This is a genomic window from Parafannyhessea umbonata (assembly GCF_900111255.1).
Taxonomy (GTDB): Bacteria; Actinomycetota; Coriobacteriia; order Coriobacteriales; family Atopobiaceae; genus Olsenella_J; species Olsenella_J umbonata_A.
Genome location: NZ_FOGP01000003.1, coordinates 143003 through 169059, shown reverse-complemented (window position 1 = coordinate 169059; position 26057 = coordinate 143003). Strand labels below are relative to the sequence as shown.

General features: G+C 63.6%; 17 protein-coding genes and 1 riboswitch. Of the genes, 11 read left to right on the top strand and 6 right to left on the bottom strand.

Going from position 1 to position 26057, the window contains the following annotated elements:
- The first annotated feature begins 153 nt into the window (after positions 1 to 153).
- Positions 154 to 822: a TIGR00266 family protein gene (locus tag BMY31_RS05065; protein ID WP_091008929.1), complete on the top strand. Its 669-nt coding sequence runs from the start codon at positions 154 to 156 to the stop codon at positions 820 to 822.
- Positions 823 to 925: 103 nt separating this feature from the next.
- Here the strand turns inward: BMY31_RS05065 and BMY31_RS05060 are convergent, their stop codons facing one another.
- Positions 926 to 4657, bottom strand: coding sequence for a phosphoribosylformylglycinamidine synthase (locus BMY31_RS05060; protein WP_091008926.1), 3732 nt, complete (start codon positions 4655 to 4657; stop codon positions 926 to 928).
- Positions 4658 to 4933: 276 nt separating this feature from the next.
- Here BMY31_RS05060 and BMY31_RS05055 point away from each other — a divergent pair, with 276 nt between their 5' ends.
- Positions 4934 to 6094, top strand: coding sequence for an exonuclease SbcCD subunit D (locus BMY31_RS05055; protein WP_091008923.1), 1161 nt, complete (start codon positions 4934 to 4936; stop codon positions 6092 to 6094).
- A 1-nt stretch (position 6095) separates the two neighbouring features.
- Positions 6096 to 9371 (top strand): AAA family ATPase, encoded by a 3276-nt coding sequence (locus BMY31_RS05050; RefSeq protein WP_091008921.1) that lies wholly within the window; start codon positions 6096 to 6098, stop codon positions 9369 to 9371.
- A gap of 32 nt (positions 9372 to 9403) precedes the next feature.
- On the opposite strand, the gene BMY31_RS05045 is transcribed toward BMY31_RS05050, so the two are convergent.
- The 3 genes from BMY31_RS05045 to BMY31_RS05035 are packed head-to-tail and all read right to left on the bottom strand — an operon-like array spanning position 9404 to position 12615.
- On the bottom strand, positions 9404 to 10204 hold the full coding sequence (locus tag BMY31_RS05045) for an energy-coupling factor transporter transmembrane component T family protein (RefSeq protein ID WP_091008918.1): 801 nt from the start codon (positions 10202 to 10204) through the stop codon (positions 9404 to 9406).
- A 1-nt stretch (position 10205) separates the two neighbouring features.
- Complete coding sequence (locus BMY31_RS05040; protein ID WP_257612376.1) at positions 10206 to 12023, bottom strand: ABC transporter ATP-binding protein; 1818 nt, start codon at positions 12021 to 12023, stop codon at positions 10206 to 10208.
- A gap of 10 nt (positions 12024 to 12033) precedes the next feature.
- A complete protein-coding gene (locus BMY31_RS05035; RefSeq protein ID WP_078687509.1) occupies positions 12034 to 12615 on the bottom strand; it encodes an ECF transporter S component in 582 nt (193 codons plus the stop codon).
- 5 nt (positions 12616 to 12620) lie between these two features.
- Positions 12621 to 12768: riboswitch (FMN riboswitch) on the bottom strand.
- 200 nt (positions 12769 to 12968) lie between these two features.
- On the opposite strand from BMY31_RS05035, the gene murB reads away from it, so the two are divergent.
- Positions 12969 to 13895: a UDP-N-acetylmuramate dehydrogenase gene (gene murB / locus BMY31_RS05030; RefSeq protein ID WP_078687510.1), complete on the top strand. Its 927-nt coding sequence runs from the start codon at positions 12969 to 12971 to the stop codon at positions 13893 to 13895.
- 148 nt (positions 13896 to 14043) lie between these two features.
- Here murB and BMY31_RS05025 read toward each other — a convergent pair whose 3' ends face one another.
- Complete coding sequence (locus BMY31_RS05025) at positions 14044 to 15408, bottom strand: PFL family protein (protein WP_091008915.1); 1365 nt, start codon at positions 15406 to 15408, stop codon at positions 14044 to 14046.
- A gap of 644 nt (positions 15409 to 16052) precedes the next feature.
- Here BMY31_RS05025 and BMY31_RS05020 point away from each other — a divergent pair.
- The 7 genes from BMY31_RS05020 (at position 16053) to BMY31_RS04990 (ending at position 24808) form a co-directional block, all read left to right on the top strand.
- Positions 16053 to 17246, top strand: coding sequence for a sugar ABC transporter substrate-binding protein (locus tag BMY31_RS05020; protein ID WP_078687512.1), 1194 nt, complete (start codon positions 16053 to 16055; stop codon positions 17244 to 17246).
- Between the two features lie 109 nt (positions 17247 to 17355).
- Complete coding sequence (locus BMY31_RS05015; protein WP_078687513.1) at positions 17356 to 18306, top strand: ABC transporter permease; 951 nt, start codon at positions 17356 to 17358, stop codon at positions 18304 to 18306.
- Between the two features lie 15 nt (positions 18307 to 18321).
- The gene (locus BMY31_RS05010; protein ID WP_078687514.1) at positions 18322 to 19815 is read left to right on the top strand and encodes a sugar ABC transporter ATP-binding protein; all 1494 of its coding nucleotides are present in this window, start codon (positions 18322 to 18324) and stop codon (positions 19813 to 19815) included.
- 15 nt (positions 19816 to 19830) lie between these two features.
- A complete protein-coding gene (locus BMY31_RS05005; RefSeq protein WP_091008913.1) occupies positions 19831 to 20820 on the top strand; it encodes an ABC transporter permease in 990 nt (329 codons plus the stop codon).
- Between the two features lie 82 nt (positions 20821 to 20902).
- A complete protein-coding gene (gene araA / locus BMY31_RS05000; RefSeq protein ID WP_078687516.1) occupies positions 20903 to 22399 on the top strand; it encodes an L-arabinose isomerase in 1497 nt (498 codons plus the stop codon).
- An 80-nt stretch (positions 22400 to 22479) separates the two neighbouring features.
- Positions 22480 to 24090 (top strand): xylulokinase, encoded by a 1611-nt coding sequence (locus BMY31_RS04995; protein WP_091008908.1) that lies wholly within the window; start codon positions 22480 to 22482, stop codon positions 24088 to 24090.
- Between the two features lie 4 nt (positions 24091 to 24094).
- Positions 24095 to 24808 carry an L-ribulose-5-phosphate 4-epimerase gene (locus BMY31_RS04990; RefSeq protein ID WP_200802622.1) on the top strand — a complete coding sequence of 238 codons (714 nt, stop codon included), beginning with the start codon at positions 24095 to 24097 and terminating at the stop codon, positions 24806 to 24808.
- 128 nt (positions 24809 to 24936) lie between these two features.
- Here the strand turns inward: BMY31_RS04990 and BMY31_RS04985 are convergent, their stop codons facing one another.
- Complete coding sequence (locus BMY31_RS04985; protein ID WP_091008905.1) at positions 24937 to 25959, bottom strand: aldose epimerase family protein; 1023 nt, start codon at positions 25957 to 25959, stop codon at positions 24937 to 24939.
- Positions 25960 to 26057 lie beyond the last annotated feature (98 nt).

Genomic DNA, 26057 nt, shown 5'->3' with positions numbered 1-26057 from the left:
CGAGGGCGATGCCGTTGGCCCTCCGCCCACGAAAACTTAACGCCCGCGTGCCGCTGTCTTTGTTCGGGGCGCGCCGCAGCGTGGGAAAATGGAAAGAATCCGGCCCGCCAGTGGGTCGGGGCGGTGTAGTCTGCAGCAACCCGAGGGGGCATCATGAACTACGACATCAAGGGCGGGGCCTTTCCCGTCGTGCTCTGCAACCTGGCCGACGGCGAGAAGATGATCACCGAAAAGGGCTCCATGGTCTGGATGACGCCCAACATGGAGATGACAACCGTCGGAGGCGGCATCGGCAAGATGTTTGGCAAGGCCTTTTCGGGCGAGAGCATGTTCCAGAACATCTACACCGCTCATGGTGCCGGCATGATCGCCTTTGGCTCGAGCTTCCCCGGAAGAATCGTTCCCATTCAGCTCAGCGGCAACTCCTTTGTCTTGCAGAAGAGCGCGTTTCTGGCGGCCGAGCCGGGCGTGAAGCTCGACATCTTCTTCAACAAGAAGGTTGGCGCCGGCATATTTGGCGGCGAGGGATTCATCATGCAGAAGGTCTCGGGCACGGGCATCGCCTTCGCCGAGATCGACGGTGACCTGATCGAGTACCAGCTCGAGGCGGGCCAGCAGATGGTGGTCGACACCGGCTACGTCGCCGGCTTCGAGTCGACGGTCTCGATTGACATCCAGCAGGTGGCCGGCCTCAAGAACAAGATGCTGGGCGGCGAGGGCTTCTTCAACACCGTCCTCACGGGTCCTGGCCGCATCTGGCTGCAGACGATGCCCATCAGCGGCGTCGCCAACGCCATCAGGCCGTTCATCCCGTCCAGCTAGCGCGCAACGACCAAGGGCGCACGAGCGTTGCAAAAGGAAGAAGGGCGCCGGTACGCCGACGCCCTTCTCGCCATCTAGCTAAATCGACCGAGTTGCGCGTACCCTATGCGAAGTAGGAGACGCCGCCCTCGAAGAGCTCCTGGTACTTGTTGCCGGGAACGTTGCTGTAGAGGCCGTTGCCGGAGCGCTCGGTGTGTCCCATCTTGCCGAAGACGCGGCCGTCGGGGCTGGTGATGCCCTCGATGGCGAGCACGGAACCGTTGGGGTTCACGCTGAGGTCCATGGAGGGGACGCCGCCCTCGTCGACGTACTGCGTGGCGATCTGGCCCGTCTCGCGCATCTTCTTGAGCAGCTCGTCGGATGCCACGAAGCGACCCTCGCCATGGCTGATCGCGATGGTGTGGACGTCTCCCACGCTGCACTTCGAAAGCCAGGGGGAGGCGTTGCTCGCGACGCGGGTGCGCACCAGGCGGCTCTGGTGACGGCCGATGGTGTTGAAGGTCAGCGTCGGGCAGGTCTCGTCCATCGGGCGGATGTCACCGTAGGGGACGAGGCCCAGCTTGACGAGCGCCTGGAAGCCGTTGCAGATTCCCAGCATCAAACCGTCGCGCTTCTGCAGGAGGTCACGCACCGCCTCGGTGACGGCGGGCGAGCGGAAGAACGCCGTGATGAACTTTGCAGAGCCGTCGGGCTCGTCGCCACCCGAGAAGCCGCCGGGGATCATGATGATCTGGCTCTTGGCGACCTCCTCGACGAAGGCCTTGGTGCTCTCGGCGACGGCATTGGGCGTCAGGTTGTTGATGACGAAGGTCTTTGCCTCGGCGCCCACGCGCTCGAAGGCGGCGGCGGAGTCGTACTCGCAGTTGTTGCCGGGGAAGACCGGAATGACCACGCGGGGCTTGGGAATCTTTACCAGCGGAGAAATGCGCTGGACTCCCTTGGCGGCAACGTCGAAGTCGATGGTCTCGACCTTCTCGCCGGCGCCGCGGTAGGGGAAGACGCCCTCGATGCCCTGCTCCCAGGCCTCCTGCAGCTTGCCGAGGTCAAGCACTTCTCCCTTGGCCCACATCTTGAACTCTGCAGAGGTGCCACCCAGGTCCACGACGTCGAAGTCGGCAGACCCCTTAGGCATGTACGTGCAGTCGGTGGTCTCGATCACGAAGCTGCCGTAGGCGAGCTTGAAGAGCTCGTCGACGTCGAACTCGTTGGTCAGGCCGAAGCCGATCTGGTTGCCCACGGACATCTTGAACAGCGACTCGGCGAGGCAGCCATAGCCCGGCGTTGAGACCGCGAGTGCGTCGTGGTCGCCAATGCGCTGCTCGACGAAGTCGAGGACCTTGAGGAAGGAGTCTGCCTCAGGGGTGATGCCGTCGGCAAGGTAGTGGGGCTTGACCAGCCAGAGCTTGCTGTCCTTGTGCTTGAACTCGGGTGAGGTGATGCGGTCCAGCTTGCCCACGGCCGTCGCGAAGGAGACCAGGGTTGGCGGGACGTCGAGGTCCTCGAACGAGCCGGACATGGAGTCCTTGCCGCCGATGGAGCCGATGCCCAGGTCGAGCTGGGCTATGAGTGCACCCAGGACGGCGGCCGCGGGCTTGCCCCAGCGCTCGGGCTCCTGGCGCAGCTTCTCGAAGTACTCCTGGAAGGTCAGGTAGGCATTCTTGTGCTCGAGGCCGGCCGCGACGAGCTTGGCGACGGACTCGACGACGGAGAGGTAGGCGCCCGTGAACTGGTTGGCGCTCATGAGGTACGGGTTGAAGCCCCAGGCCATGCCGGAGACCGTGGTGGTCTCGCCGAACACGGGGAGCTTGGCGACCATGGCCATGCTGGGGGTCAGCTGCTTCCTGCCGCCGAAGGGCATCAGGACGGTCGCGGCGCCGATGGTGGAGTCGAAGCGCTCGGAGAGGCCCTTGTTGGAGGCGACGTTGAGGTCGCGGACGAGGGAGGCCATCTTCTGTTCGAGCGTGTCGCCGGGCCATTCGGGAGCGTAGCTGCCCTGTGCCGCGATGTGGACGTCCTGGTGCTTGGAGGCGCCGTTGGAGTCCAGGAACTCGCGGCTGACGTCACAGATGGTCTTGCCCTCCCAGACCATCTTGAGGCGAGGCTCCTTGGTGACCTCTGCGACGACGGTCGCCTCGAGGTTCTCCTCCTTGGCATAGCCCATGAACTCCGCGACGTCCTTGGGGTCGAGGGCGACGGCCATGCGCTCCTGGGACTCGCTGATGGCGAGCTCGGTGCCGTCGAGGCCCTCGTACTTCTTGGGAACCTTGTTCAGGTCGATGAAGAGGCCGTCGGCCAGCTCACCGATGGCGACCGAGACGCCGCCCGCGCCGAAGTCGTTGCAGCGCTTGATGAGCTTGCAGGCGTCCTCTCGGCGGAACAGGCGCTGGAGCTTGCGCTCGGTCGGGGCGTTGCCCTTCTGGACCTCGGCGCCGTCCTTCTCGAGGGATTCGACGTTGTGTGCCTTGGAGGAGCCGGTTGCGCCGCCGATGCCGTCACGGCCGGTGCGACCGCCAAGCAGGACGATCTGGTCGCCGGGCTTGGGGCACTCGCGACGTACGTGGCTTGCGGGGGTGGCGCCCACGACGGCGCCGATCTCCATGCGCTTGGCGATGTAGCCGGGGTGGTAGAGCTCACTCACCTGTCCGGTCGCCAGGCCGATCTGGTTGCCATAGCTCGAGTAGCCCGCGGCTGCGGTGCGGACGAGCTTGCGCTGGGGTAGCTTGCCCTCCATCGTCTCGCTGACGGGAACGGTGGGGTCGGCGGCACCGGTTACGCGCATGGCCTGGTAGACGTAGGAGCGGCCGGACAGCGGGTCGCGGATTGCGCCGCCGATGCAGGTTGCCGCGCCGCCGAAGGGTTCGATCTCGGTGGGGTGGTTGTGGGTCTCGTTCTTGAAGAGGAAGAGCCAGTCCTGGTCCTCGCCGTTGACGTCGACCTTGACCTTGACGGTGCAGGCGTTGATCTCCTCGGACTCGTCGAGGTTCTTGAGGATTCCCTCCTTCTTGAGGTACTTGGCGCCGATGGTGCCCATGTCCATCAGGGTGACGGGCTTCTTGCCGCGACGCAGTGCCTTGCGCACCTTGAGGTAGCGCTCGAAGGCCTGCTTGACGACCTCGTCGTCAATCGTGACGTTCTCGAGCTCGGTGCCGAAGGTGGTGTGACGGCAGTGGTCGGACCAGTACGTGTCGATCATCTTGATCTCGGTGATGGTCGGGTCGCGCTTCTCGCTCTTGAAGTAGTCCTTGCAGAACTGGATGTCTGCCAGGTCCATGGCAAGACCGCGTTCTTCTATGAAGGCAGCCAGCTGCTTCTTGGTCATCTTTCGGAAGCCGTCGAGTGTTTCGACCATGCCTGGCTTGGGGTAGTTGACCTTGAGGGTCTTGCGCACTTCGAGCGAGGCCTCGCGCGCCTCGACGGGGTTGATGACGTAGCGCTTGATGGTCTCGACGTCGGCGGAGGAGAGCTCGCCTTGCAGGTAGTAGAGCTTTGCGGAGGCAACCACGGGGCGTTCGCCCTGGCTGATCAGCTGGATGCACTCGCTTGCGGAGTCTGCGCGCTGGTCAAACTGGCCGGGGAGGAACTCCACGGCGAAAACCTCGACCCCCTTGGCGGCCTTGGGCATGCTGGTGGTTGCCGTGTCGGACTGCGGTTCGCTAAAGACGGTGGGGATGCACTGCTCGAAGAGCTTCTTGGTGATGCCTTCCACGTCGTAGCGGTTGACGACGCGAAGTCCCTCGAGGCCCTTGATGCCCAGTGTGTGGCGCAGCTCGTGGCGCAGCTGCTGCGCCTCGACGTCAAACCCCGGCTTCTTCTCGACGTACACGCGTGAGACCATTGTTCACTACCCTTTCCCATGAGAGCTCGGTGGTCGTACTTGTGGCGTCGTGCGCGTCGGCGCACGCCGTTTTTTATGATACGGCGAACCTCTGGCTATCGGTGCTTTTGCTGTGCAATTCACTTACAGACTGAAATAAATCTCATTCATTATCTTCACGATTGCGACCCTCTTGGGACGGGGCGCTTTGGAGGGGGGGTTAATGTCCGGCGTGCTTGATAGAATCGTCTGGACACATGAGGCTGCGCTTCGCGCGCGGCGAGGGAGGTGACGTCCGTGCGGCTGCTGCACATTGCGGACCTTCACATAGGCAAGCGCGTCTGCGAGTATTCGATGCTCGAGGACCAGCGCTACGTTCTGCGGGGACTGCTCGACCTGCTTAAGCGGGAGGAGTCGGTGGGGCGAGGGATTGACGCCCTCCTCGTTGCGGGTGATCTGTATGACAAGGCCCAGCCCAGCGCCGAGGCGGTCCAGCTGATGAGCGAGTTCCTCTCGGGCGTTGCGTCGGCCGGGGTGCCGGCCATCGTCATTCCCGGGAACCATGACTCTGCGGAACGCGTGTCCTATGCGGGGGACTTCCTCGCGCAGCAGAACGTCTACGTATCGGGAGCGTATCGCGGGAACGTTGAGCCCGTCGTGCTGAATGACGAGTTCGGCCCCGTCAGCATCTGGCCCATCCCCTTCGTCCGCCCGGCCGACGTGCGCGCGGTCCTGCCGGAGGCCAAGATCGAGAGCTACGACGACGCACTCCGTGCGCTTGTGGAGTCGCTTCCCGTGGACCCCTCGCGGCGCAACGTCGCCGTGACCCATCAGTTCGTGACGGCAACGGGGTCCGCCGTAGACAGGAGCGACTCAGAGGTGTCCGTGGGCGGACTCGACAACGTTGACGTCGACGTGTTCGACGCGTTCGACTACGTTGCGGTTGGGCACGTGCATCGTCCCCAGCGCATAGGCCGCGAGGCCGCGCGCTATGCCGGCTCGCTGCTCAAGTACTCGCTCTCCGAGGCGGACTACGACAAGTCGGCCGTCTTGGTGACCATGGGCGCCAAGGGAGAAGAGCCTGGCATCGAGCTTGTGCCCCTGAAGCCCCTGCATGACCTCCGACGCATAAAGGGCCCCTTGAATGAGCTCGTGTCCGACCGGGTGGTCACCGCGGCCGATTCGCAGGACTACCTGCACGTCGTTCTTACCGACGAGCATCCTGTCGCCAACGCCATGGCCCGCCTGCGCGAGGCCTATCCCAACGTCATGAACATCGAATACGACAATGCCCGCACACGCGCCGCTGGCGTGGCCGCAGATGCTGCCGCCCCGGATGACAACCTCGATCCGTTCGAGCTCTTTTGCGACTTCTACAAGTCTCAGAACGGTGAGGGGCTCTCGGAGCTCCAGCGCAAGGTCGTGACAGATGAGCTTCAGTCTGCGGGGGTGATGTAGCATGCGTCCCACCCTGCTGACCATGAGCGCCTTCGGCCCCTATGCAAAGAAGACCGCAATCGACTTCGCGAGTCTTGGCAGCGATGGTCTGTACCTCATCTGCGGCGACACCGGCGCCGGCAAGACTACGATCTTCGACGCCATTGCCTTTGCCCTGTACGGAGAGGCCACGGGCTCGTACCGGAAGACCGACTCACTCCGAAGCGACTTTGCGGATGGTGCAACGCCCACCTACGTTGAGCTCGAGTTCTTTCATCGGGGGAAGCGCTACCGGGTTCGTCGCAACCCGCAGTACGAGCGTCCGGCCAAGCGGGGGAGCGGAATTGCCACCGAGCACGCGAACGCGGAGCTCGAGGAGCTCGACAATCCCGAGGCAAAGGTCCTGACGCGCGTGACCGACGTCAACAACAAGGTCGGTGAGCTGCTGGGAATCGACCGCGCGCAGTTCTCCCAGATCGTCATGATCGCCCAGGGGGACTTCCGCAAGCTGCTGGCGGCGGGTACCTCGGAGCGCGGAGAAATCCTGCGCAAGCTGTTCGGAACCGAGCCCTACCAGCGCTTCGCATACGCCCTAGACGACCGGCGCAAGAGGCTTCGTGGGGAAAACGGCGAGGTGAACAACCAAATCAAGGGGGCATGCTCGGCCGTCAGGGTCGGTGGCTCCGAGGACCGGGCCCAGAGGCTCGAGGCGCTGAGCGAGTCTGCCGCGCCCAATGCGGAGGCCCTCCTGGGCCTTATCGAGGAACAGACGAAAGCCGACGCTCCCGTGCTGGAGCGCCTTCGCGCGGAGGGGAAAGAGCTCGACGGCCAGCGCTCCGCCTTGTCAACCCTGCTTGATCGCGCCCGTCGCGCGGAGGGGCTGGAGAGGAAGGTCGAGGAGATAAGGGGGCAGCTCGGCCCCGCCGGCGAGGCGGTGGAGAACCGCACGAGGGAGCTTGCTGCCTGGCAGGAGTGCTCGGGAAAGGCCAGGGAGTTTACGGAAGCCGCCGCGCGGCTGCGCGACCAGCTCGTCCGCTATGACGAGCTCGATCGCGAACGCGCGAAGGAGGCAGAACTGCGCAAGGGCCTCGAGACCGCTGACGCCGTCCTTGGGGGCGTGCAGAAGGATCTCGACTTGGTTTGCCGGGACCTCGAGAAGATGAAGGCGCGCAGAGGGGACCTCGAGGAGGCCCCGCAGAACCTGGTTAGGGCGGAGGCCGTTCGCGGCAACGCCCAACGCAAGATGAGCGATGCCCAGAAGGTCCTCGAGTCCTGCAACGAGCTTGCGCGTCGCGAGGGCGAGCTTGAACAGCTTGGAGACAAGGCGAAAAATGCCGCTGACGAGCTGCTCACTGGCGAGGTCGCCCTGGGCGAGGCCGCCAAGGCGGTTGAGGCGCTCGAGGTGCGTCGCAAGGAGCTTTCGGATGCGCCGGCCTTGGCCGCCAAGTGCAAAGCGACCGTCGACGACCTCGAAAAGCGGAAGGTTGCCGTGGAGGAAGATCGCGACGAGCTCAGACGCCGTGCCGTCATGGCAGTGGAAGCGGGGAAGTCGGCTGAGCTGGCCAAGGGGGCCTACGTCGTTGCCGTGCGTGAGTACCATGAGGCAAGCTCGAGGGTGGCTGACCTCGAGGGGGCGCTTCTCGATGCACGGGCAGGCATCCTTGCCCGCGACCTGAGCGAGGGAAGCCCCTGTCCGGTCTGTGGCTCAACGTCGCATCCTCACCCCGCCCAACTTGGGGAGTTTGCTCCAACGGAGGCCGACGTGCGGTCTGCACGGGAGGCCTCGAGCGAGAGCCGCGACAGGATGGATGAGGCCTCCAGGCGCTCGGGAGAGGCGAAGGCAAGGCGTGAGTCCGCAGAGAACGAGCTCAAGGCGCTGGTCGAGCGCGTAGGAACTCTCGACGTCGTGGAAAGCCGCTTGGAGCAGCTGAGCAAAGACCTCGAAAAGGCCAAGAGGGACTTGAGCGGTTCCGAGGAGCGTGCCAAGGAACTTGCGCAGGCGGAACGCGACCTGTCCTCTGCGCGAGACGCTTCAGACGCGGCGGCCGCCTGCCTGGAGGAGTTGCGCAAGGCGAGTGCCGCGGCGTCCAATGAGCTGGCGGCCGCGTCCGCCTCTTGCGAGGAGTTCAGGGCGAGTCTCAACCTTCCGGACGTCAGCCGTGCTCGCGAGCAGGCGGACACCGCGAAATGGGAGCTGGAGCAAGCCGGGAGGGATGTCGACTCCGCCCGCGCCCGCGTCAACGAGCTCGACGACCTGTCCAAGAAGATGGCGGATTTGGAGTCCCGGAAAGCTCAGCTTGAGGGCAGACATAAGAGGGCCGCATCGGAGCAGGCGGGGGCGCGCGAAGCGTTGAGCGCGTCCTCGGCCAAGGTCAAGACCCTTGCCGATGGCCTTGAGTTTGAGAGTGGCGTCGCCGCCAAGGCCGAGGCGGACCGCCTCGAGGGGCGGGGACTCCGCATCACGGAAGGCATTGAGGCAGCGCGCAAGGCTCTTGTGGATGCCGAGTCCGGTAGGGACAAACTTTTGGAGAGGGCGAAGACTCTGTCCGGACAGATAGATGAACTGCGCAAATCGGATGGTCAATCCGTTGAAGAGGTCACTTCGAAGCTGGATGAAGTCGGCGCCCGGCATAGTGAGGTTGAGGATGCCATAACGAGCCTGACCGCGCGGGCTGCGGCAAACGCCAGCGCAAAAGAGGCACTGGAGGCGCTGAGGGAGCGAGCGCGAAAGATTGCCGACCAATATGGCGAGATAGAAACGCTCGCCAAGACTGCGACGGGGCAACTGAGCGGCAAGGAGCGCCTGAGCTTCGAGACGTATCTTCAGGCACGCTGGTTCGATCGCGTCATAGCGGCAGCCAACGGGCGCTTCTCGGTTATGACCAACGGTCGTTTCGAGCTGGAACGTCAGAAGGGGCAGCGGAGCGGCTCGGCCCAATCAGGTCTCGGCCTGGACGTGCGTGATACGTTTACGGGCAAACCCCGCCCGGCTTCCTCGCTTTCGGGCGGAGAATCGTTCAAGGCGTCCCTGGCGCTGGCACTTGGACTGTCTGACGTGGTGCAGGCGGCTGCGGGCGGAATCCAGCTGGACGCCATGTTCGTGGACGAGGGCTTCGGCACGTTGGACGAGGAGTCCCTGGCCCTCGCCGTCAGGACGCTGACGGAGCTGTCTGGCCCTGACAAATTGGTCGGAATCATCAGCCACGTCGAGGAGCTTCGTTCGTCGATTGATCGCAAGATCGTCGTCGAGGCGGGTCGCGAGGGGTCGAAGGTCCGCATTGAGGGCGTCGCTGGCTGAGTTCGGTGCGCGCAGAGTGCTCCTTCTTGTGGCTAGAGCGTCCCGGCGAACAGAATCGCCGCAATGCAAGCCACGCACGTTGCGACGGCGGCCCAGTCGCGTGGACGCATGTGCGCGGGGTGCCAGTGACTGCGCCCCTCTCCGCCGGCGTAGCACCGTGCGTCAAGCGCTCTCGCAAGGTCGTTGGCGTGACGGACGGAGCTTGCGAAAAGCGCGACCAGGATGGCGGCTATGGCATGGCAACGGTGGAGGGGCGATCCCTCTCCCAGAGCTCCGCCGCGGGTCCTCTGGGCATCGGCGATGGCTTGCGCTTCGTCTGCGATGGTCGGTATAAAGCGGAGCATGAGCGAGAAGACCATGGCAATCTCATGGGCGGGCAATCCCAGTCGCGCGAGGGGCGAGAGGGCCGCGTCGAAGGCGTCGGTCAGCTGGGTGGGCGTGGTCGTGAGCATCATGAGCGCGCCCATGAGGATGGCAATCGCCAAACGCAGCGAGTAGAGTACGGCAGACCAGGCGCCTTCGGCGCCTATGAGGAGCGGGCCGCAAGCGAACAGGGTCTCTCCGTCCCTGACGAGAAACAGGTTGAAGAGACCCAACAGCACAAGAATGGTGACGAGCGGGCGAATCGACTCCAGAACCTTTGTCACGGGGATGCGCGTCGCGGCGACGAGTGCGAGGGCGAGGGCGACCCCAAGCGCCAGCTGAAGCGGCGTGCGGATGAGGAACGTTGACGCCATCGCCACAAGGGCGCAGCCAACCTTCGCACGCGGGTCAAGCCTGTGAATGGGAGACTCTGCCGGATAGTATTGTCCGATGCTCAGCCGAAGTGCCATCTCACTCCTTTCCTCTGTCGCGTGGGGATGAAGAGGCCGCGGGGTCGAGCTGATGGGCAATCGCCCGCGCGAGGTCGTTGAGGTTCAGGGGGTCTTGCCCCAGGTCCAGTCCCGACGCGGCGAGCTCCTGCGCCCAGGCAAGGGATTGGGGCAGGCCGAGCCCGCGCTCGTGAAGCGTCTGACCGGTCCGGGCGTTGAAGACCTCGTGAGGCGTGCCTTGTGCGACTACGGATCCCTGGTCGAGAACGATGACCTGCTGCTGGAGCGCGGCGTCTTCCATCGAGTGGGTGACCTGCACCACCGTCACGCCCAGGGAGTGTATTTTCCCGAGGATCGATCGAATCGCCTGTCGGCCGCGTGGGTCGAGCCCCGCCATCGGCTCGTCCAGAATCAGGAGGCGGGGGCGCATGGCGAGCACGCCCGCAATTGCGCAGAGGCGCTGCTGGCCTCCGGACAGATCGAACGGAGAGGCGCTCTCTTGGTCGGCAAGTCCCACAAGATCGAGGGCGCTGACGCAGCGGTGCCCGACCTCTTCGACGGAAAGCCCAAGGTTGGTTGGGCCGAAGGCGACGTCCTCCCAAACGGTTTCTGCAAACAGCTGGCGCTCGGGATGCTGCATGACGTAGCCGACCTGCCCGTGCAGCATGCGGCGCTCACGCCTCTTGCTCACGTCGAAGCCGTTGACCTCAAGGCGGCCCGCATCCGGCTTCTCGAGCGCGCAGATCAGGCGCAGGAGCGTGGACTTGCCTGAGCCGGTCTGGCCAATCAGGGCGCAGCTCGTTCCTGGCGCAATCTCAAACGACGCTCCCCCAACCGCCTGCCTGCCGTTCGTTCCCGCATAGGAATACGAGACGCCCGATGCGCTGATGCGGCCCTCTGTCGCATGTGGCGACTGCGAGGCGGGGACTTCGTCGCGGGCGCCTAGACGGGACCTTGTCCCGGCTGGGGCCAGGTCGTCCACCACGAGCTCTTTCCCCAGGTTGACTAGCTGGTCCTTGAGGTCGTCTGCGCTGCAGGTCCATCTTACGGGCACGCCAAGCTGTGCGAGCCTGCTGGCGAGCCTTGCGGAGAAGGGCTCTTCGAGACCGAGATTGCGAATGGTGTCCCCCTGCGAGAAGACTCGCTGCGGCTCACCCTCGAGGATGATGCGACCGTGGTCCATCACGATGACTCGGTCGGCGCAGAGGGCCTCTTCCATAAAGTGGGTGACGTGCACGATGGTTGTCCCGGCTGCGTGGAGTCGGTTCATCACGCGCATTATCGATCGCCTTCCGCGCACGTCAAGCGAGGAGCCGGGCTCGTCGAGCACCAGGACGCGCGGCCCCATGGCAAGCGCGCCCGCGATGGCGACGCGCTGTTTCTGGCCTCCGGACAGTCTGGTGGGGTCTGCCTTGGCAAAGCTCTGCATGGCCACGCGCTTGAGCTCGCGCCTGACGCGCGTTTCTATCTGCTCGGGCGCCATCCCAAGGTTCTCGGGACCGAAGGCCACGTCGTCCTCGACCACGGTGGTGACAATCTGGTCGTCCGGGTTTTGGAACACAAGGCCAAGCTCCCTGCGCACGGCCTCGTAGGCGTCATAGTTGACGTCACCGTCCTGGGCGACCTTGCGACCCAGAAGGGATACCCCTCCCTGGTCGGGCGCTAGCAGGCCGCACAGGACGGACGCCAGGGTCGACTTTCCCGATCCGTTTGCGCCGAGGATGCAGATGCGTTCGCCCTCGTGGATGCGAAGGCTCACGTCATTCAAGGCGACCACGCCCCTCTCGAATCTGAGCGTGACGTGGTCGAGGTCGACGAGGATGGCGTTATCCGGTTCCATGTTGCGTGCTCTAGTCCGCGAGTGCCTTGGAGACGGGCTTGTATGCCAGGGTGGTCGCGACGCAGTTGATGGCAATCTTAAGAACGTTGAAGGGGAGAAGGGCGGGGACTATCAACGCGACGACAGCCTCCGTCGCCATGCCCGAATAGAGGGGCGTGATGAGGACGTTGCCAAGGATGCAGGCCGCAAGGCAGCAGACGGCTCCGACGATCATTCCCGCGACGGCTCCTCTGAGGGACATTAAACGCCTGTAGACGAGTGCGGCGGGCACCGAAAGGCTCAGCGTGGCGAGAACGGCCATGATGACGCCGTAGATCCCGCTCTGCGTCGCAAGGTGCACGAGGTACGGGATGATCGACACGACGACTGCGGTTGCCGGGCCATAGGCGAAGCCGGCGATCAGCGCGACGATTCCCGAGGGGTCGTACTTGAGCCAGGTGATGCCGGGGATGATCGGGAACTCCAGCACGAGCGTGCAAATCGCGGAGACGGCGCAGAACAGCGCGGTAATCGCGATGCGCTTTGTGGACCAGCCAGATCCCTGGGCGGTGGTCGAGTGGGTATCGTGCCTGCTGGTGGTTGATGCGGCCATGAGGCCCTCCGTTTCTTCCATCCGGACTGTAACCGTTGGTCCTGGACTCACACCAGGTCAACCACGCATTGTGATGGTGGCTCGCGGACTTCTTCGACGCTTCTCGCCTTCGTTACCGCCAGTGGGGAATTTCGCCCCGCCCTGAAACTGACTAGGTAACGGTATCACTTCTTCGTGAACTGTCAAAGGGCGGCGGGCAATTGAGATGGCGTTGCGGCCAGGTATGGCGGGGGGGTGCGACGGACGTGTTACGAGCCGTGCGGTGCCCATGCGCTTTGAGGGTCCTGCTGTCACACTTGCTATACTATGGGGACGATTTGCCAAACGGCCGTTTCAAGGAGCGTGAAGAAGGCATGTCCGACAGTGCCGACCACTTGCAGTCTTTGTCTTGGAAGCTTCGTCAGGTAGTGGGGGAGGACAACGTCCTCGCGAATGAGCCCATGAGCGCCCACACCACCTTCGAGATTGGTGGCCCCGCTGACCTCTTCGTCATCCCGGACGATCCCGAGGAGGTGCACGATGTCGTCTCCCTCTGCAGGGAGAGGGGCGTGCCGTTCTTTATCTTGGGGCGTGGAAGCGACCTGCTCGTCTCCGACGAGGGCTATCGCGGCGTCATCATCTCGCTGACCGAGGGGCTGCTGAACGTGAGCGTCGAGGGCGAAGAGATGACCTGCCAGGCGGGCGTCAACCTTCGCGAGGCCTCGGAGATGGCCTGTGAGCTTGGCCTTTCTGGCCTCGAGTTCGCCTGTGGCATCCCCGGCTCAATCGGCGGCGCCTGCTTCATGAACGCCGGTGCCTACGACGGCTGCATGGCCGACGTGCTCCAGAGCGTGCGCGTGCTCATGGGCGACGGCTCTCTCGAGACCATCCCCGCCGACCAGCTCGAGCTCGGCTACCGAACCAGCCGCATCCGCACCGAGGGGCTCGTTGTGCTCTCCGCGACGTTCTCCCTGCGCGAGGCGAACCCGGAGTCCATCCGAGAGAAGATGGATGACTTCACCCAGCGCCGCGAGTCCAAGCAGCCGCTCGAGCTTCCGAGCGCGGGCTCCACGTTCAAGCGTCCCGAGGGCTACTTTGCCGGCAAGCTTATCTCCGACGCGGGCCTTCGGGGTTACCGAGCGGGCGGCGCTGAGGTGTCCACCAAGCACGCGGGCTTCGTCGTTAACGTGGACCATGCCACCTCGGCGGACGTCCATTCCGTCATCGAGCACGTACAAAAGGAGGTTGCGCGCCAGTTTGGCGTCAAACTCGAGACCGAGGTCCTCTTCCTGGGCGAGTAGCGACCGGCTCATCCCCATCGTCTTGCGCCGGCGAGAAGGGCTTACAGCATCTGCTTGAAAAAGGGCGGGCATCGTGGAAGACCACGATGCCCGCCTGCTCGTATGCACTGCGGTTGTTGCCGGGATGCCGTCCCGTGATCCCTTTCGCCTAGTTCTTGAGCGAGTTGAGTGGCGCGGGGAAGCGGCCGCCGCGATACGCGAAGACGGTGCCCGCGAACGGGTTGACACGCTGGACGGGGGCGCTGCCGAACAGGCCGCCGAACTCGAGGACGTCGCCCTCCTTCTTGCCGATGGCGGGAATCAGGCGGACGGCCGTCGTCTTGGTGTTGATGACGCCGATGGCCATCTCGTCCGCGATGATGCCGGCGATGGCCTCGACGGGCGTGTCACCGGGGATGGCTATCATGTCGAGGCCGACGGAGCAGACGCAGGTCATGGCCTCGAGCTTCTCGATGGACAGGGCACCGTCCTTGGCTGCTTGGATCATGCCGGCGTCCTCGGACACGGGGATGAACGCGCCGGAAAGGCCTCCGACGCTGGAGCTCGCCATGACGCCGCCCTTCTTGACGCAATCGTTCAGGAGTGCGAGGGCGCAGGTGGTGCCGGGGCCGCCGCACTCGCCGACGCCAATGGTCTCGAGGATCTTCGCAACCGAGTCGCCTGCGGCGGGGGTGGGTGCCAGGCTTAGGTCGACGATGCCCTTCTCGGCACCCAGGCGACGGGCCGCCTCGCGGCTCATGAGCTCGCCTGCACGCGTGATCTTGAACGCGGTCTGCTTGATGCGCTCCGCGACCTCCATCAGAGAGGCGCTCTCGGGAAGCTGCTGCAGGGCGGCGGCCATGACGCCGGGGCCGGAGACGCCCACGTTGATGACGGCGTCCGCCTCGCCCGAGCCGTGCGTCGCGCCTGCCATGAACGGGGAGTCTTCGACCATGTTGGCGAACACAACAAACTTGGCCGCGCCGTAGCAGTCGATGTCGGTCGTGGCCCTGGCGCAGTCGATCATGGTCTGCGCGGACAGGAGGACGGCGTCCATGTTGATGCCCGCGCGTGTGCTTGCGATGTTGAGGGAAGAGCAGACGCGGTCCGTGGTGGCCATGGCGTGCGGAATGGAGTTGATGAGCCTGCGGTCCGTGGCGCCCATGCCCTTCTGGAGAAGTGCGGAGAAGCCGCCCATGAAGTCGATGCCCAGGGACTCCGCCGCGCGGTTCATGGCGTGCGCGATGGGGGTGAGGTCCTCGTCGGGGCAGCCTGCGGCGACCTGTGCGATGGGCGTCACCGAGACGCGCTTGTTGGCAATGGGGATGCCGTACTCGCGCTCGAGGTTCTCGGCCGTGGGCACGAGCTTCTCGGCGGTCTTGGTGATGCGGTCGTAGATCTTGGTGCACATGCGGTCCATGTCCTCGTCTGCGCAGCCAAGCAGCGAGATGCCCATGGTGATGGTCCTGAGGTCAAGGTTCTGCTCCGTGACCATGCTGAGGGTCTCGGCTACCTCGTCTGGGGTGATTGCCATATCCACATCCTTCTTCTGCCTTACGGCATTGTCTCCGCATCACGGTCGTTCAGACAGCATTATGCATGCGTCAGCGCCGATGCGCGAGAGGCGCATGCGCGCGTGACATTCATTTTACGTACGCGTGTCGCCCGTGGGGCGTGTGCGTGACGCACCTGTCGCCGTGCGCTCGATAAACGTTATGGCCGAGAAGGGGCGCCTGTTGTCGCCGTCGGCATCTACGGGTTCGCGATTCGCTTGCGTGTTAACTAAACAGAATGGTATGTGTTTACATCCACTTATACCTGCAAAAGGAACGTTTTACCTGCATCTAACAGCTGTTTAGCCGTTTAATACTGTTTCGCAACCGTTCACAGTCAAAGGCTAGTACAACGGGTGTTAACAGGAGTAAAACTTCAGTTGTGCGAGGGATGGCATAGGAAAAAACGACCATCCCACAGCGTTGTTTTAGTTCGGTTTTGGCAAGGCGATCCATTCGGTCGATGTGTTTCCGGAACGACAGCGTGGGAGCAGAAGGCACAAAACAATCTGCAAAACAATCATCGCTTGATTCCGGTAGGCAGGGGCCAAAAGTTTCTACTGCTTATCTGGGCTAGACGCGCACTCGGTAAACAAGATAGAGGGGTTTGAAGGGAGTTTTTGGAATGGGCAATCTTTCTAGGCGCGATTTCCTCAAGCTTTCGGGCGTCACCGGTGCCGGCCTCGGTGCTTCCGCGCTGCTGGCCGCCTGCAACGGTGGCGGTGGCTCGGACGACGGTGGTGACGGTGCGTCCGGCGAGGGCAAGAAGATCGGCATCTCGATCTGGAGTTCCACTGACGCGCTTGGTTCTCTTTCCGTCGCAATCTGCAAGAAGGCCGCAGACATCCTGGGCTGCGAGGTCCAGACCGTCGACCAGGGTCACGTCTCCGAGCAGGTCACCGCATCTGCTGAGACCCTCGCCGCTGCCGGCTGCAACGGCATGATCATCTGCAACTCCGCAGACTCCGAGATGACCTCCGTCATCAACACCTGTAACGAGAACGAGATGTATGTCACCCAGTTCTACCGTATCATCTCCGAGGAGGCTTCCCCCGACGTCTACGAGGTCGCGAAGAACTCCAAGTTCTACGTCGGTGCCGTCCACGAGGACGAGGTCCTCAACGGCAAGACCCTCATGGGACTGCTTCTAGAGAAGGGTGGCCCCAACAAGACGGGCGCCCGCAACATCTGTCTCGAGGGTTGGACCGTCGGCGACGCCACCTTCCAGCTGCGCTGGCAGGGCTATAAGGAGGGTCTCGACGAGTGGAACCAGGCCCACCCCGACGACCAGGCGACCATGACCGAGCCCGTCTACGCCAACACCTCCTCCGCTGAGGGTGCAAAGGTTACCGAGCAGTTCGTCAACACCAACCCCAACATGGACGCCCTGATTGTCGCCGGTGGCGGCGGAGACCCGCTGGTCGGTTCCATCGGCCAGCTTGCCAACATGGGCAAGACGGGCCAGATTTCCGTCGTCTCCACCGACTTCCTCGAGGACCTCGCCGACCAGCTTGAGTCCGGCGGCATCTTCGCCGAGTCCGGCGGTCACTTCTGCGATCCGCTGTACGCGTTCATCCTCACCTACCAGGCCTGCACCGGCAAGCTCGAGGTGAAGGACGGCGAGTTCGGCAAGGAGATCAAGTTCCCCTACGTCTACGTCTCGAGTTCCGACGAGTACAAGGACTATGCGAAGTACTTCGTCGACGACGCTCCCTACAACGAGGACGAGATCAAGGCGCTGGCGGAGGACGACTTCGACGCCCTCTGCAAGGCCGCCGAGTCTCTCTCGATCGAGGACGTGAAGAAGCGTCACGCATAAGTTCCTCTTGCTGGTTTCGCCGTTGTAAGCGATCAACTGAATCGGAGGGGCGCCTGGGACTTTCGGGCCCCTCCGATTTTTGCTGACCTGGAAAGGGAAGGAGCGATGCATGCAATCGTTTCTTAAGAAGGCAAAGCAGAGCCAGTGGTATGGCGTCGGCCTTCTCGCACTAATTGCCCTTGCAATCTGGGCGGTCTTCAAGGTCGGGGCCCCCGCAACGTTCGGTGCCCCCGACAAGCTCATGTCCTACTTGCAGTCCGCCCTCATCTACGCCATCGGCGGCTGTGGCATGTACTTCATCTGCGTCATGGGTCTGTTCGACTTCTCAATCGGCTCGATTCTGATTGCCGCCGAGCTTGCCGCAATCGCGCTCATCCCGACACTCGGCTGGTTCTCCGTCATCGTGGTTCCCGTTGTCGTGGGCGTCATTCTCGGCCTCACCAACGGCATTGCCTACATCAAGATGCATATTCCGTCGATCATCGTCACGACCGGACTCTCCCTCATCTACGAGAGCTTCTCGGTTTGGATTGCCGACGTCAACGGCACGCGTCTCGACGACGCCTACAAGCTCTTCGGGTCCTATCCCTGGAACCTCATCGTCGCCCTTCTCGCGTTCCTCCTCTGCTGGTTCATCCTGAACTACACCAAGATCGGCACGTACACCAACGCCATTGGCGCCAACGAGCTCGTCGCAAAGAACATGGGCGTCGACGTCGACAAGTACAAGGCGATCGCATTCACCCTCTGCGGAACGTTCATGGGTGTCATGTCCATTCTCTACCTGGGTTACGGCACCGCCCAGACCCCGCAGACCGGCATGCTCTCCCAGGCCCTCAACTTCCAGCCCCTGATGGGCACGTTCTTCGGGCTTGCTTTCAAGAAGTACGGACATCCGGTCCTCTCGATCCTCATGGGCGAGTACATCGTCGCCATGATCTTCGCGGGCTTCGTCGCCCTCGGCATGCCCACCACCGTCAACAACATCGTCACCGGCGTCACGCTGCTTGCCATCGTCACGCTGACCACTAAGCGTCGCAACGGCGCGGTAGTCAAGTAAGGGAGGGAGAAGAACATGGCCAAGGAAGTAATGCTCCACGCCGTGGGAATCGACAAGCAGTTCGGGCCCACGCATGCCGTAGATCACGTCTCCCTCGACTTCAACAAGGGCGAGATTCACGCGCTCATCGGCGAGAACGGCTCGGGCAAGTCGACCTTTACCAACATGCTGACGGGCATCATCAGCATCGGCGAGGGCACGTTCGAGCTCGATGGCGAGCGCATCGAGCCCAAGAACCAGGTCGACGCCAACCACCACGGGGCTGCCGTCATCGTCCAGGAGCAGGGAACGCTCGATGGCCTCACCGTCGCCGAGAACATGTTCCTGGGAGACGAAGACCAGTTCATCTCCGGCGGCATCAAGAACACCGGAGCCATGATCAAGAAGGCCCAGGAGCTTCTTGACAGCTACGGCCTCGACTACATCAAGGCCGTCGACCCCATCGAGAACTACAACTTCGAGGACCGAAAGCTCGTCGAGATCGTCAAGTCGACATGGTTCGGTCCCAAGGTCCTCGTCGTCGACGAGACCACGACGGCGCTCTCGCAGAACGGCCGCGCCGAGCTGTTTACCGTCATGAACAAGGTCCGCGAGGACAACCGCACCGTCATCTTCATCAGTCACGACATGGCCGAGGTCCTTGCCATGAGCGACACCATCTCCATCCTGCGAGACGGCGAGTTCATTAAGACGGTGAGCGCGAAGGACGTGACGGAAGATGAGCTCAAGACCCTGATGGTTGGTCGCCAGATGTCCGAGCACTACTACCGCGAGGACTACGAGGGGTCGATGGCAGGTGACGTGGCCATCTCGATGAAGGACGTCTCCGTCCCCAACCAGCTCGAGGACGTCTCCCTCGACCTGCACAAGGGCGAGATCCTCGGCATCGGCGGCCTGTCCGAGTGCGGCATGCACGAGGTTGGCAAGGCGCTCTTTGGCGCGTCGTTCGAGAGGAGCGGAGAAGTCACCCTGGCTGACGGCACGTCCGTGAAGGACATCAACACCGCCATCAACCACTCCATCGCCTACGCGTCCAAGGACCGCGACAACGAGTCGCTGCTCACTGCCGACACGATTCAGGACAACATCACGCTGCCCTCGCTGCGCAAGATGGGTCTTCCCCTCTCCAAGCGCAGGCAGAAACAGTTTGCGAACAAGTACGCCAAGGAGATGTCCGTGAAGATGGTTAACACCGACCAGTTCGTCTCGGCGCTCTCGGGTGGCAACAAGCAGAAGGTCGTCCTCGCCCGCTGGCTGGGCGCCGAGTCCGACATCCTGCTCCTCGACTCGCCTACGCGCGGCATTGACATCAAGGTCAAGGCAGACATCTATGCCCTTCTCGACGAGATGCGCAAGCAGGGCAAGGCGATCCTCGTCATCTCCGAGGAGATCATGGAGCTCATCGGCATGTGCGACCGCATCCTGGTCATGAAGGACCACAAGATCAACGGCGAGCTCGAGCGCTCCAGGGAGCTGACCGAGCAAGACCTCATCGCTCTGATGGTTTAGTGGGAGGCGAACCAAATGTCTGACACCAACAACTCCGCAGTCATGGCCAACGCCATGGGGGAGAAGGGCAAAGGCGGCCTTCTTACGAAGGTCAACTTCCGCTCGATCCTTCCTCTTATTGGCTTCGCTCTGATTCTTCTGTTCTTCGCCGTCGCGACGCAGGGCAAGATCGTCCAGATGAAGAACCTGCGCCTGATTCTCAACTCGACCTACGTGCTCATGATCTCCGCCATCGGCGTCTTCATGATCATGTCCATGGGGTCGCTGGACTTCTCGCAAGGCTCGATGATCGGCGTGTGCTGCATCGTCGTGTGCACGCTTTCGCACGTCAGTCCCGTGCTCTCCGTGGTCGGCGGCATCCTTACCGGCGCGGTCATCGGCGCGGTCAACGCGTACTTCCACGTGCGCAGGCAGATAGCCTCGTTCATCGTCACGATTTGCATGATGTTCCTGCTGCGCGGCATCGTCGCGTTCCTGACCACCAACGCCCCCGCACAGGGCGCCGGCTACCTGCAGGGGAGCCTCAACAATCCGACGCTCCTGCTGACCATCACCGTCGTGTGCCTCGCAGTGTTCTACGTGGTGTTCAACTTCACGCCGCTGGGAAGCAACCTCAAGGCCATCGGCGCAAGCCAGACTGCCGCTCGCTTCGCCGGCATCAAGGTCCAGAAGACCAAGACGCTCGTTTACATCGCGGCCGGTGCGATCACGGGCTTCGCGGCGTTCATCCTCGCTATCCGCAACGGCTCGGTGACCGCGACTGGCGGCAACATGATGGAGACCCAGATCATGCTCGCCCTCGTCCTGGGCGGACTCCCCATCTCCGGCGGCGCAAAGGTGCGCTTCTCCAACATCGTCGTCGGCGTTCTCACCTACTGCATCCTCGACCGCGGCCTGTCGATGATGGGCTTCGAGGCCGCTCCCAAGCAGCTCATCATGGGCGTCGTCTTCCTGGTGTTCCTCGCACTCTTCTCCGACCGCGACTCCAACCAGGTCATCAAGTAGACTCCCCTTTCCTTCGGCCGGGCGCCCCGTGCGCCCGGCCCCCCCGGGGGCCCTGTGCCCCACAGTCTCAAGGAGGCATTCAATGCTCGAGATCAAGAAGTACAAGTTCTGGTTCTGCCCCTGCACCCAGGACCTCTATGGCGACGAGGTCCTCGCTCATGTCCACGAGCACGCCGTCGAGGTGGCAGCCGCCCTCAACGCGTCCGACCTCGTCCCCTACGAGGTGGTCGTCAAGCCCAACCTGCTGACCAACGACGTCATCCAGAGCACGTTCCGCGCTGCCGACATGGACGACGAGTGCGCCGGCATCATCACCTGGGCCCACACCTTCTCGCCCTCCAAGTCCTACATTCACGGCCTTCAGGACCTCCGCAAGCCCCTGTGCCAATTCGCGACGCAGTACAACGAGGAGATCCCCTACGACTCCATCGACATGGACTTCATGAACGAGAACCAGGCCGCCCACGGTGAGCGCGAGTTCGGCCACATCTTCGCGCGCATGCGCATCAACCACAAGGTCGTCTTCGGCTTCTGGAAGGACCCCGAGGCGCAGGCCGAGCTCGGACAGTGGATGCGCGTCGCGGTGGGCATCAACGAGAGCCGCAACATCCGCGTCTGCCGCTTCGCCGATACCATGCGTAACGTCGCGGTCACCGATGGCGACAAGGTCGAAGCCGAGGTCAAGCTTGGCTGGACCGTCGACGCCTGGCCTGTGAACGACCTCGTCCCCTATGTCGACGCCGTCACCGACGCCGAGGTCAAGGAGCTCACCGACGAGTACTACGACACCTACGAGCTCGTTCTCGACGGGCGTGACCCCGAGGAGTTCCGTCGCCACGTCGAAGTTCAGGCCGCCCAGGAGATCGGCATCGAGCGCTTCCTCGTCGAGCATGGCTACAACGCCTTCTCGGATCACTTCGGCGACCTCGGCGGCCTCAAGCAGCTCCCGTCGCTGGCCATCCAGCGCCTCATGGCCAAGGGCTACGGCTTTGGCCCCGAGGGTGACTGGAAGACTCCCGCGATGGTGCGCCTGATGAAGATAATGACCGCCGGCATGAAGGACGCCAAGGGCTCTGCCCTGATGGAGGACTACACCTACAACCTCGTCAAGGGCAAGGAGGGCATCCTCGAGTCCCACATGTCCGAGGTTGACCCCTCCGTCGCCGAGGGCCGCATCGCCATCCGCGCGACGCCGCTGTCGATGGGCGAGCGCGAGGACCCCGCGCGCCTGATCTTTACCGGCAAGACCGGCCCGGCCATCGCAACCTCCCTGGTCGACCTGGGCAACCGATTCCGCCTGATCATCCAGGACATCGACTGCAAGCCCGTCGAGAAGCCCATGCCCATGCTCCCCACCGGCACCGTCTTCTGGGAGCCGCGCCCCAACCTCAAGGTCGGCACCACCGCCTGGATCTATGCGGGCGGCGCGCACCACACCGCGATGTCGTTCGACCTGTCAGCCGACCAGATGGTCGACTGGGCCGAGAGCATGGACATCGAGCCGGTCGTGATTGACGCCAACACCAACCTTCGTGACTTCCAGCGCGACCTCAAGCTCGGCGAGGTCTTCTATCGCTAGGAGGACGCGTCCGGTAAGGGCTCGTAAACACCCGGCCGCGTCCCGCCCTGGGGCGCGGCCTTTTCTATCAAGGAGGGGTCATGACCACTGACCAGATCAAGCGCGAGATTGAGGACGGCGCCACCACCCTGGGCATCGAGTATGGCTCGACCCGCATCAAGGCGGTCCTCAACGACTCTCACAACGCACCCATCGCCGTCGGTACCTTCGACTGGGAGAACAGCTTCGACGGGCGCTTCTGGACCTATGCGGAGGACGAGCTCCTGAATGGCATCGCCGCCGCCTACGCCAGCCTCAAGGCCGACGTGAGCGAGAAGTACGGACTCACCCTCTCGAGGGTCGGCGCCATGGGCGTGTCCGCCATGATGCACGGCTACCTTCCGTTCGACGCCGAGGGCAACCTGCTCGTTCCCTTCCGCACCTGGCGAAACACCACCACGACCCGTGCGGCTAGGGAGCTCTCGCAGCTCTTCTCGTTCCACATTCCGGAGCGCTGGAGCGTCTCGCACATCTACCAGGCCGTGCTCGACGAGGAGCCGCACGTCTCGAAGATCGCCCACTTCACCACGCTTGCGGGCTACGCGCACTGGAAGCTCACGGGCCAGAAGGCACTCTCGGTGGGAGACGCCTCGGGCATGTTTCCCATCGACTCGACCACCAAGGACTACGACAAGAAGATGATCGCGGCCTTCGACGAGCTCGTCGCCTCGAGGGGCGTTGCGTGGAAGGTTGAGGACCTTCTCCCCAAGGTCATGGTCGCCGGCGAGGTGGCCGGCCACCTGACGGAGGAGGGCGCGAGACTGCTCGACCCGTCGGGCGACCTCCAGAGCGGATGTCCCCTCTGCCCGCCCGAGGGTGACGCGGGTACCGGCATGATTGCCACCAACTCGGTCGCCCAGCGCACGGGCAACGTCTCGGCAGGCACTTCGGTGTTCTCGATGGTCGTGCTCGAGCATGCGCTCAAGGATTCGACCGCGCCTGAGATCGACCTGGTCACCACGCCGGTGGGCGATCCCGTTGCCATGGTCCACTGCAACAACTGCACTTCGGACATCAACGACTGGGTCGACCTGCTGGCCGACTACAGCCGCGTCATGGGGCACCAGGTCGACAAGGGTTCCATCTACACCACGCTGTTCAACGAGGCGCTCGCGGGCGAGAAGGACGCGGGCGGCCTGGTTTCGCTGCCGTTCATCAGCGGCGAGACGGTCATGGGCGTCCAGACCGGCTACCCGCTGTTCCTGCGCGGGCAGAACGCGCGCTTCACCATCGCGAACTTCATGCGCATGAACATCATGGCGGCCTTCGGCGCGCTTGCCGCGGGCAATGACGCCCTCAAGGCGCAGGGCGTCAAGATCGACAAGCTCTACGGCCACGGCGGCATCTTCAAGACGCCCAAGGTCGCGCAGAGCCTGCTCGCGGCCGCGCTCGACGCTCCCGTGACCGTCATGGCGACGGCGGGCGAGGGCGGTGCCTGGGGCCAGGCCGTCGCCGCATCCTACATGCTCAGAAAGGCCGACGGCGAGTCGCTGGCCGACTTCCTCAACAACAAGGTCTTCGCCGACATGGAGGGCGTCACGCTCGAGCCCGATGCCGACGACGTGGCGGGCTATCGCTCGTTCCTCGAGGCGTTCAAGCGTGCGAACGAGGCCGAGAAGGCCGCCGAGAAGCACTTCTCACGGGAGGCGTAGAAGGATGATGCTCAAAGAGCTGAGAGACGAGGTCTACGAGGCGAACATGGACCTGCCCAAGCACGGCCTCGTGGTGTTCACCTGGGGCAATGCCTCGGGAGTCGATCGCGAGAGGGGTCTGTTCGTGATCAAGCCCTCGGGCGTGAGCTACGACGAGCTCACCCCGCAGAACCTCGTTGTGGTCGACTTTGACGGCAACAAGGTCGAGGGCGAGCTCAATCCCTCGTCGGACACGGCGACCCATGCGGTCCTGTACAAGACGTGGGAGGACATCGGAGGCGTCGTCCACACGCACTCCAGCAACGCCGTGTCGTGGGCACAGGCTGGCCGTTCCATCCCGTGCTACGGCACCACGCACGCGGACTACTTCTATGGTGACGTTCCCTGCATGCGCGGGCTGACCGCCGGCGAGATTCGCGAGGCCTACGAGCTCAACACTGGAAAGGTCATCCTCGAGGGCTTCGAGGGCGTCGACCACATTGCTCACCCCGGCTGCCTGGTTCGCAACCACGGCCCGTTCTCGTGGGGGAAGGACGCGGCGGCCGCCGTGTACCATGCTGTCGTGATCGAGGAGGTCGCGAAGATGGCGCTGCACACAGAGCAGCTCGCCCATGCCTCGGGTCGCGCCATCGACGACTGCCTTGCCCCCCAGTACCTGCTTGACAAGCACTACATGCGCAAGCATGGCCCCAACGCCTACTACGGCCAGGGCAAGTAGCGACTTCGCTTCCAACGCGCCCCGTCCGCGTGTCCTGCGAAAGAGCCCGTCCCGGTGTTGCCGGGCGGGCTCTTTGTGCTCGTGCGTGCCGTGGCTGCGCTCAGGGGGCGTCGCGCCCCGCGCTTGGGCTAGGCGGTCCTGAAAGCGAAGACGGTCGTGAAGCGGAAGGCGTGGCCGGCGTCGTAGACGGGCTGCGGCCAGGCCTTGTGGTGGATCGCGTCGGGGTAGAACTGCGTCTCGAGCGCCACGCCACAGTGGTCCCCGTAGTGGCAGCCGTCCTTTCCCATGCAGTCAAGGCCGCCTGCGGTGTAGACCTGCAGGGCTGGCGAGTCGGTGATGACGTCCATTGCGATGCCGGAACGCTCTCCCACCAGGGTGCACGCGCGCTCGAGCCGCTCCTCGTTCTGGAGCACGAAGTTGGTGTCGTAGCCCCCGGGAACGAGCGCGATGTCGTCCCCCAGGTCCTTGGGGGTCATGAAGTCGTAGGGCGTGCTGGCGACGGGCAGGACGTCTCCCGTGGGAATGTGGTGCTCATCGACGGGCGTGTAGTGGGTCGACTCGATCTGGAGCTCGTGGCCAAGGACGCTTCCCGAGGCGTGCCCGTTCAGGTTCCAGTACGCATGGCAGGTCAGGTTGATGATCGTCGTGTCGTCGGGTGTCGCCTCGTAGCGGATGCCCAGCTGGTTCTCCTCGGTGAGCGTGTAGGTGACGTTGACGTCGACGGCGCCGGGGAATCCCTGGTCGCCGCGACGGCTCAGGAGGTTGAAGGCTACCGAGTCGTCCGTCGTCCCGGTTGCCTTCCACAGGCGCTCGAAGTACAGGTGTGGGCCCGAGTGGAGGCTGTTGGGCCCCTCGTTCGCCGCAAGGCGGTAGGTGGTTCCCGAGAGCTCGAACGAGGCACCCGCAATGCGATTGGCACAGCGTCCCACGATTGCGCCGAAGTCCGCGGAGTTGTGCTCGTAGCCACGCACGCCGTCGTAGCCCAGACAGACGTCGGGACGGCCCCCGTGCGCGTCGGGTACGCGAACGCTGACCACGCATGCGCCCAGGTCGGTCAGCTCGACCCGCATGCCGTGGGAGTTCTCGAGGGTGAACAGGTGCGCTTCGTGACCGCTCTCGGTCACGCCAAAGACGCTCGTCCTAAGTGACATGTGCTTCTCCCGTCGATTCGTTTCGCGTAATGTCGCTGCCTCCACCATAGGCGCCCCGGCTCGATTTCGCCTGACGTTTCGGTGGGGCCGCTTGAAGG

What these genes read in the sequence shown, in the direction of transcription:
- BMY31_RS05065 (WP_091008929.1), top strand. Translation starts at nt 154, where the DNA reads ATGAACTACGACATCAAGGGCGGGGCCTTTCCCGTCGTGCTCTGCAAC.
- BMY31_RS05060 (WP_091008926.1), bottom strand. Translation starts at nt 4,657, where the DNA reads ATGGTCTCACGCGTGTACGTCGAGAAGAAGCCGGGGTTTGACGTCGAG.
- BMY31_RS05050 (WP_091008921.1), top strand. Translation starts at nt 6,096, where the DNA reads ATGCGTCCCACCCTGCTGACCATGAGCGCCTTCGGCCCCTATGCAAAG.
- BMY31_RS05045 (WP_091008918.1), bottom strand. Translation starts at nt 10,204, where the DNA reads ATGGCACTTCGGCTGAGCATCGGACAATACTATCCGGCAGAGTCTCCC.
- BMY31_RS05040 (WP_257612376.1), bottom strand. Translation starts at nt 12,023, where the DNA reads ATGGAACCGGATAACGCCATCCTCGTCGACCTCGACCACGTCACGCTC.
- BMY31_RS05035 (WP_078687509.1), bottom strand. Translation starts at nt 12,615, where the DNA reads ATGGCCGCATCAACCACCAGCAGGCACGATACCCACTCGACCACCGCC.
- murB (WP_078687510.1), top strand. Translation starts at nt 12,969, where the DNA reads ATGTCCGACAGTGCCGACCACTTGCAGTCTTTGTCTTGGAAGCTTCGT.
- BMY31_RS05025 (WP_091008915.1), bottom strand. Translation starts at nt 15,408, where the DNA reads ATGGCAATCACCCCAGACGAGGTAGCCGAGACCCTCAGCATGGTCACG.
- BMY31_RS05020 (WP_078687512.1), top strand. Translation starts at nt 16,053, where the DNA reads ATGGGCAATCTTTCTAGGCGCGATTTCCTCAAGCTTTCGGGCGTCACC.
- BMY31_RS05015 (WP_078687513.1), top strand. Translation starts at nt 17,356, where the DNA reads ATGCAATCGTTTCTTAAGAAGGCAAAGCAGAGCCAGTGGTATGGCGTC.
- BMY31_RS05010 (WP_078687514.1), top strand. Translation starts at nt 18,322, where the DNA reads ATGGCCAAGGAAGTAATGCTCCACGCCGTGGGAATCGACAAGCAGTTC.
- BMY31_RS05005 (WP_091008913.1), top strand. Translation starts at nt 19,831, where the DNA reads ATGTCTGACACCAACAACTCCGCAGTCATGGCCAACGCCATGGGGGAG.
- araA (WP_078687516.1), top strand. Translation starts at nt 20,903, where the DNA reads ATGCTCGAGATCAAGAAGTACAAGTTCTGGTTCTGCCCCTGCACCCAG.
- BMY31_RS04995 (WP_091008908.1), top strand. Translation starts at nt 22,480, where the DNA reads ATGACCACTGACCAGATCAAGCGCGAGATTGAGGACGGCGCCACCACC.
- BMY31_RS04990 (WP_200802622.1), top strand. Translation starts at nt 24,095, where the DNA reads ATGATGCTCAAAGAGCTGAGAGACGAGGTCTACGAGGCGAACATGGAC.
- BMY31_RS04985 (WP_091008905.1), bottom strand. Translation starts at nt 25,959, where the DNA reads ATGTCACTTAGGACGAGCGTCTTTGGCGTGACCGAGAGCGGTCACGAA.